The organism is Bdellovibrionales bacterium, assembly GCA_019750295.1.
Classification (GTDB): domain Bacteria; phylum Bdellovibrionota; class Bdellovibrionia; order Bdellovibrionales; family JAGQZY01; genus JAIEOS01.
On sequence record JAIEOS010000061.1, the window covers coordinates 1 to 6238 of the forward strand.

The following is a 6238-nucleotide window of genomic DNA, read 5'->3' on the forward strand; positions in this document are numbered from 1 at the left end:
ACAAATGCGGAGGCCAAAGTGCTGACGGCCGTATTGAAGGGAGTTGAGGCGGTAGTTCCCGGCCCAAAAGTTAAAAATGTTTGGCGTCCATTGAGAGATTCCACCAAGGATTGACCAATGACTCTGAGAATTTGGATACGAGCTGAAGCTTCCGAAACGCCAATCTCGTCGAGAACTCCCGTGGCACCTTTTGCAATCACCGGTAAAATTTGGACCAAGTCCACCGAATTTGCTGTCACTTCCCTTTGCAACGCATCGGTGGCTCCTTGGATGATCTGAGCAATCTGCTCTTCACTCAATGTCACCGAAAGAACGTTGATCTCGCTATCGCTATTTTTATTATTCAGCATCAAAAATATCTTGCTAGAAATTGAAGATGCAGAGGCCTGAGAGAGATCGTCTTTCAATTCGGACAATACCGATCCCGAAAGTGAGCTTCTACTCCCGGAGGAGCAACCTGCGGTGAATAAGGGCGTTATTAAACTGAACATCAATGCTGCTTTACCTATGGTGGTGTACTTTTTCATTTTCCCTCGTTTTTGTTAATTTTTTTTAACTTCAACATATCGGTTATTTTGAGGGAAAAATTATGGATTGTGGAATTTTAAAAGCTCAGAATGAGTAAAATGCACAAAGGTCGAGTGAGTGAATTTAGCAACAGAAGATCAAAGCCTCGTTTTTGTTTGAGGGAAGAGTAGCGTTTGGTATCACTTGTTAGCGGTATTCAGAATATTGAATTTTAATGGCGGAGACGGGCAGATTCGAACTGCCGGAACTGGTTATCCCAATTCGGTTGTTTAGCAAACAACTGGTTTCAGCCACTCACCCACGTCTCCGTAAAACATGATTTTTAGCTGTAGGCTCAACTTGCCACAGGCCTTTTGAGCGATCAATAGTTTTCCGGGAATAGCTTTCGCTCGATCGTTTCGATCACAGTGTGCAATAGGGCCATGTGTATCTCCTGAATCCGATCGGAAGTGGAACCAGGCACAATAATCGAAAGATCTGCGAGGGATTTCATTTTTCCGCCGCCTTTACCTAGCAGGGCAATTGTATAAATTCCCATCTCTTTGGCTTTTTCGACCGCCGTAATGATGTTCTGAGAATTGCCACTGGTGGAAAGCCCGATTAATGCATCGCCCTTTCTCCCTAAACCCTCAAGTTGGCGCGAAAAGATGTGTTCAAAGCCGTAGTCGTTGGTGACACAGGTCACATGCGAGGCGTCTCCAAGGGCCAGAGCTCCTAAGGGTCGTCGATCTTTTTGGTAGCGACCGGTCAGTTCTTCGGCGAAATGCATCGCGTCACAATGGCTCCCGCCGTTGCCGCAAATAAACACTTTTCCACCGCGTTCGTAAATCTCTGTCAGTTGGGCGCTAAATTTTTGCAGAACGTCCCAGGTTCCCGGAGTCTCACAGAACTGTTTTAATAAAGTTTGAGCATCAGAAAGGCTTTGTCGCCACACTTGTAGATTATCCATAGCCGAGTATCTTACACCAGAGAGTACTTGCTTTTAAATACAAAAAATTTTAAACCCAACGTTTCCATTTTGGAAAGTTGACTCATCGTGCGCCGGTAGCTCAGCTGGATAGAGTACATGACTACGAATCATGTGGTCGGAGGTTCGACTCCTTCCCGGCGCACCACTTTTTCTTTACCTCAGTTACCCATTCATTCTTACTCGTAAAAGTCTAGATAAACAGAAATTATCTAGACATGTGTTAATCTTTCTTAAGGCTCGTGCAATAGAACTCGCGTTTGATCTTGAAAGATTTTCCATAAATTGACAGGTTCTCGATGCTCTAGAAAAATCAGTACAACACCAACAATAGAAGCTGAATCATGGAATGTGAAAAGTTCTTTAAATTTCTTCGGGACCACCCTGACTACTTTTGGGAAGGAAGCTTTCAAAACGAGTTTTTCACCTTAAAAAGTTCGCAAGTGGAAAATCAGAATTTTAGCACCGTTGTTTTGGATCATGACATCGAATTGGCGGGGAGAATCATCCATTACGCTCGATTTGCTCAGGTCCATCATAAAACTTCGTATTTTGATTGGCCCGTGCATGGGTATAATTCTGCCGATGAAGTCGCCACTCGACGATTCGAATTTAATGGGAAGGATCTTGTGCACTTGAGGGTCCGCATACATCTGCAGCGAATGGAAAAGCTGGATACGCTGATTCCCAAGATGGACAATCATACAATGAATGCCATCTCTGACACCGTGATCATTTGTGATGCCGAACCTGGAGATTACCGTTCACTTAAAATTCTTTACGCCAATCGGGCGTTCGAAGGTTTGACGGGGTACAGTCGTGATGAAGTGATTGGTCAAACTTTTGATATTCTCCCCGGACCTCAAACATCTCAAGAGGAGCTCCACAAGCTTCACCTTGGAGTAAAACACTGGAAGCCCGCATCTGCAGAACTCATCAATTATAAAAAAAACGGAGAAACTTTTGTGTCAGAGGTTCGGATTTCTCCGGTTTCCGACGAAACGAATTGGTTCACCCACTGGGTTGTGATCCAAAGAGATATTACCGAATTTAAAAAGTTGCGTGAGCAGCAAATGCAGCACAATCACCGAGAGCGTTTGGCGCAGATAGGGGAGCTAGCCGCGGGTGTCGGTCACGAAATTAATAATCCTCTGGCGGTCATTTCCGGGTATGTTCAACAGATTCGTATTTTGCATCAGCAACGTGGGTTACTGGATGAGAGTTCAATGGCCAAGTTTCATAAAATTAATATCGCTCTTAAGCGAATCACCAGCATCATCAACGGCCTAAGAGGGCTTGCTCGGGTCGATGCCGTTGAGCCCCATCCATTTAATGTCATTGATGCAATTGATCAGTGTATATCTCTAATGAGAGACGTTTATGCGAAATACAGCATTAACCTTGTTGTTGAATACGATGAGCCGGAGATATGGATCAATGGGGATATGGGGAAGTTTCAGCAGTGCATCCTTAATCTTGTCACAAATGCGAAAGACGCTGTTCTCTCTTCGCTCATTAAGAATATTTCCATTTCGGTGTCGATTAAAGACAAGCATGTTTATATTTCGGTCAAAGACTCCGGTACGGGAATTTCCGAAGATATTCGCGAAAAAATCTTTAATCCTTTTTTTACGACAAAACCCGTGGGGCAAGGAACGGGCATGGGACTTAGTCTAACTATGTCTTTGGTCAAAGAAATGAGTGGAGAACTCAGTGTTGTCTGCCATAACGTAGGTTCTGAGTTTACCTTGCGGTTTCCCGTGTTTTCTCCTCCAGCCGTGCAGAATGACTTTTTTAATTTCGAAGAGACATTGGCGTTAATACCTCCACTGAATTCCGTTCCGACGGGGACTATTGCAGAGAACCCATTAACAAAATACGTGGCAATGGTGGTTGATGATGAGCCCGATCTTCGCGATATTCTCTGTGAGATGTTAGCTGATTTAGGATTTAAGGTTTTGAGTGCTTCGAATGGAAGAGAGGCGCTTGAGCGAATACGGGTCCATCCCATTGATGTGCTGATTACCGATTCGCAGATGCCAATTATGAATGGAGAAAAACTCATCGCTGAGATCGAAAAGTTAAATGGGGCAAAGCCACCCAAAGTCTTTTTGGTGACCGGCAGAGTGATCGCGGAGTCCCAAGAAAGTGGCTCCGCTCCCGAGGTCCGACTGGGTGGCTTTATTGAACCCATCCGCCTCACAAAACCTTTTGATCTTAAATCTTTCCGCGATACCTTAACTAAAATGTTCACAGAGGATAAAGCATCTTCTTCGCTAGAGACTCGATCCTGTAATTGATTCGTTGTCGAAGTAAACAGTTGAGCCGTTGATTCTACCTTGCTAGATTAAACGCTATGTTGGTTTTTAAAACGGCGAAAGTCAGTCAATCTCAAGTGATTGCAGATCTTGTCAACTCGGCCTACCGAGGGGATAGCTCGAAAGCGGGTTGGACCACCGAGGCCGATATTCTGGGGGGCCAGCGCACCGATGCGGTCGGCATCGAGGAAATGATTCGCAACCCTAAGTCTCGGATAGAATTGATGTTCGAGGGAGAAGATCTATTAGGCTGTGTTTATCTAGAACATAAAGATTCGATAACGGCTTACCTTGGAATGTTGACAGTGAATCCCCGGCTCCAGGCACAAGGTTATGGGTCACGAATGTTAACTCATTGTGAGTCTATAGCTCGAAGTTGGGGCTGTGGATATCTGGTGATGGATGTCATTCCCCTACGCCGCGAGCTGATCGAATTCTATGAGCGTAAGGGATATCTTATAACCGGAGAGGAAAAGCCCTTTCCCGAACATGATCCTCATTTTGGGCTTCCTAAAGTCAGCGGATTAAAACTCATTGAGTTGAAAAAAGGCCTTTAACGTTATTCATCGGCCATGCCCGATTCATCACCGGCGGCATTGGCATCACTTCCTTTTTTCTTCATTTGCATCCGACGCTTCTTCATCATGCGCATTTTTTTATTTTGCTGTTGGCCTTCGTCGCCGGAAGCCGTCGCGTCTTGATCGGAGGTCGCAGGTTCGCCACCGTCTTCACTAGCGATCCCTCTCCTCTGTCGCATCTTCATGCGTTTTTTATTAAATCGAGGATTATCTTCGGGGGCGGCGCCATCCTCTAGCATTGGTCCTTCCTCCGAATTTTCGCCAACGGAATCTTGATCACGATTCATTTTTCTTTTCTTTTTCATCATCATTTTTTTCTTGGCTTGATTTTTACGACCTTCTTTAAAGGCCTGTTGATCTTGATCACCGCCCTCGCCTCCAGAATCGTTGTCTCGGTTCCCAAATTTGCCGCGCTTTCTTCGATTTTGTCTTTGCGATGCATTTTCTCGAGGAGCACCGTCATCAGAGTTAACTTCCGAGTCCGAAACATTCGAAGTGGAGCCGGAACTATCGACAGAATTGTCAGTAGAGGCGGAAGAAGGTGGAGGAACGGGCGGAGCGTTTTCCTCTTCGTCGTCCTGAGCCCATGCCAATGTGCTTGTTAAAATTAGGCTCATTATTAAGATAATAAATTTATTCATCATGTCTCCCTTTTTCCGAGTCTTTAGAATACCATTCCACGAAAACGCGTCCAATCGCATTCCCATAACTCGATAAAGGTCTTAGGAAAATGTATCAATATAAGACGAAGGTGTATGCCTCAACTTATGTGATTCAATAGTAGGGTGGGTTGTCCGATAATGGGGGGATGGACAACAAATCGAAAAACCCAGCGCAACTTCATTTTAAACCGGGCGACGATCTCGAACTTTTTGCCAAAATTGATGGGGAAACTTGTCCGTGGATTGATCTCACTCAAATTCTACCCGAAGAAGGGAGAGCGCTCGACGCACTGACCTTATTCAAAAAAAATTTAGAGAGTTCCCATTCATTGATTGAGTTATTGCATCAAATGAAAAATTACGAATCCGTGACGGCTCAGGGAGTTTTTATGGGGGCAGTTATGTTTTATGGTCGATTTTTCAATCACGGCTCGCCATGGAGCGAGCAGCTTTCCACGATGCTGAAGTCGACCACGATTCATCATGAGGTTCTTGAGTTTTACAAACACGCGCAGTCTTTTGCTGGAAGTACAAAATTTGAGTCGGCGAAATCTTCGGTTTTACTCCATCCCCGAAATCGTGAAATCGTTGGCGTTGGGGATTACAGCGTGAAAGCCTCATTTTTCGATGATAAATTTTTAAAAGATTTTGCTGATCACTTGAGTTTGATTTTAGAATCGGCCAATTCGAGACTGTCCGAACTCAAAAAAGAGATTCACCTCAAATTAAGGTCGATGGATATTGAGTTGCTGTACGGGCAGGCGATTTATGGTGACCTACCTATAGTTATTTAAATGAAAATGGCCGAACGGTGTCGGCCATCTACTAGTTTGATCATCAGTAAAAAGCTTAGTTCCCTTTTACGATGGTGCAATACTTAGCAAAGAATCCAAGAATGTTTGTAGAGTGACCGTCTACAGAGCTTACCGTAGTAATGTTACCGTCTTTTTTAGCAGCTTGGAGTGAAGCATCGCCCATGGCAACGATTCCAAGGATCGACTGAGCGCAAGCCATACCGGTTTTACTAGCTCCAGAAGCATCGGTTGCGTTTTGAGCAAATTTAACATCACTGTAAATGACGCCAACAACGGGCTTTGCAGCGCTAGCGCAACCAGTTGCAAAAATAAGAGCTCCTAATGCAAATACGATATTTTTCATTTTAATCTCCCTGATAATCATGCACTT

7 protein-coding genes and 2 tRNA genes are annotated in these 6238 nt (G+C 44.5%); 4 read left to right on the top strand and 5 right to left on the bottom strand.

Going from position 1 to position 6238, the window contains the following annotated elements; all coding sequences use genetic code 11:
- The 3 genes from K2Q26_11205 to gmhA form a co-directional block, all read right to left on the bottom strand.
- The coding region (locus tag K2Q26_11205; GenBank protein MBY0316082.1) for a hypothetical protein at positions 1–527 on the bottom strand (527 nt) is incomplete at its 3' end.
- A 216-nt stretch (positions 528–743) separates the two neighbouring features.
- Positions 744–836: transfer RNA gene (locus tag K2Q26_11210), tRNA-Ser, on the bottom strand.
- A gap of 53 nt (positions 837–889) precedes the next feature.
- The gene (gene gmhA, locus K2Q26_11215) at positions 890–1477 is read right to left on the bottom strand and encodes a D-sedoheptulose 7-phosphate isomerase (protein ID MBY0316083.1); all 588 of its coding nucleotides are present in this window, start codon (positions 1475–1477) and stop codon (positions 890–892) included.
- A gap of 89 nt (positions 1478–1566) precedes the next feature.
- On the opposite strand from gmhA, the gene K2Q26_11220 reads away from it, so the two are divergent.
- The 3 genes from K2Q26_11220 (at position 1567) to K2Q26_11230 (ending at position 4370) form a co-directional block, all read left to right on the top strand.
- Positions 1567–1643 (top strand) — tRNA-Arg (locus tag K2Q26_11220).
- 196 nt (positions 1644–1839) lie between these two features.
- Positions 1840–3795 (top strand): PAS domain-containing protein, encoded by a 1956-nt coding sequence (locus tag K2Q26_11225; GenBank protein MBY0316084.1) that lies wholly within the window; start codon positions 1840–1842, stop codon positions 3793–3795.
- A gap of 56 nt (positions 3796–3851) precedes the next feature.
- On the top strand, positions 3852–4370 hold the full coding sequence (locus tag K2Q26_11230) for a GNAT family N-acetyltransferase (protein ID MBY0316085.1): 519 nt from the start codon (positions 3852–3854) through the stop codon (positions 4368–4370).
- 2 nt (positions 4371–4372) lie between these two features.
- Here K2Q26_11230 and K2Q26_11235 read toward each other — a convergent pair whose 3' ends face one another.
- Positions 4373–5035, bottom strand: coding sequence for a hypothetical protein (locus tag K2Q26_11235; protein MBY0316086.1), 663 nt, complete (start codon positions 5033–5035; stop codon positions 4373–4375).
- Positions 5036–5199: 164 nt separating this feature from the next.
- On the opposite strand from K2Q26_11235, the gene K2Q26_11240 reads away from it, so the two are divergent.
- Positions 5200–5847 carry a hypothetical protein gene (locus K2Q26_11240; GenBank protein ID MBY0316087.1) on the top strand — a complete coding sequence of 216 codons (648 nt, stop codon included), beginning with the start codon at positions 5200–5202 and terminating at the stop codon, positions 5845–5847.
- A gap of 55 nt (positions 5848–5902) precedes the next feature.
- On the opposite strand, the gene K2Q26_11245 is transcribed toward K2Q26_11240, so the two are convergent.
- A partial coding sequence (locus K2Q26_11245) for a TRL-like family protein (GenBank protein ID MBY0316088.1) occupies positions 5903–6238 on the bottom strand: 336 nt, incomplete at its 5' end.

Coding starts and splice junctions, on each gene's coding strand:
- gmhA (MBY0316083.1), bottom strand. CDS start 1,477: ATGGATAATCTACAAGTGTGGCGACAAAGCCTTTCTGATGCTCAAACT.
- K2Q26_11235 (MBY0316086.1), bottom strand. CDS start 5,035: ATGATGAATAAATTTATTATCTTAATAATGAGCCTAATTTTAACAAGC.
- K2Q26_11240 (MBY0316087.1), top strand. CDS start 5,200: ATGGACAACAAATCGAAAAACCCAGCGCAACTTCATTTTAAACCGGGC.
- K2Q26_11225 (MBY0316084.1), top strand. CDS start 1,840: ATGGAATGTGAAAAGTTCTTTAAATTTCTTCGGGACCACCCTGACTAC.
- K2Q26_11230 (MBY0316085.1), top strand. CDS start 3,852: ATGTTGGTTTTTAAAACGGCGAAAGTCAGTCAATCTCAAGTGATTGCA.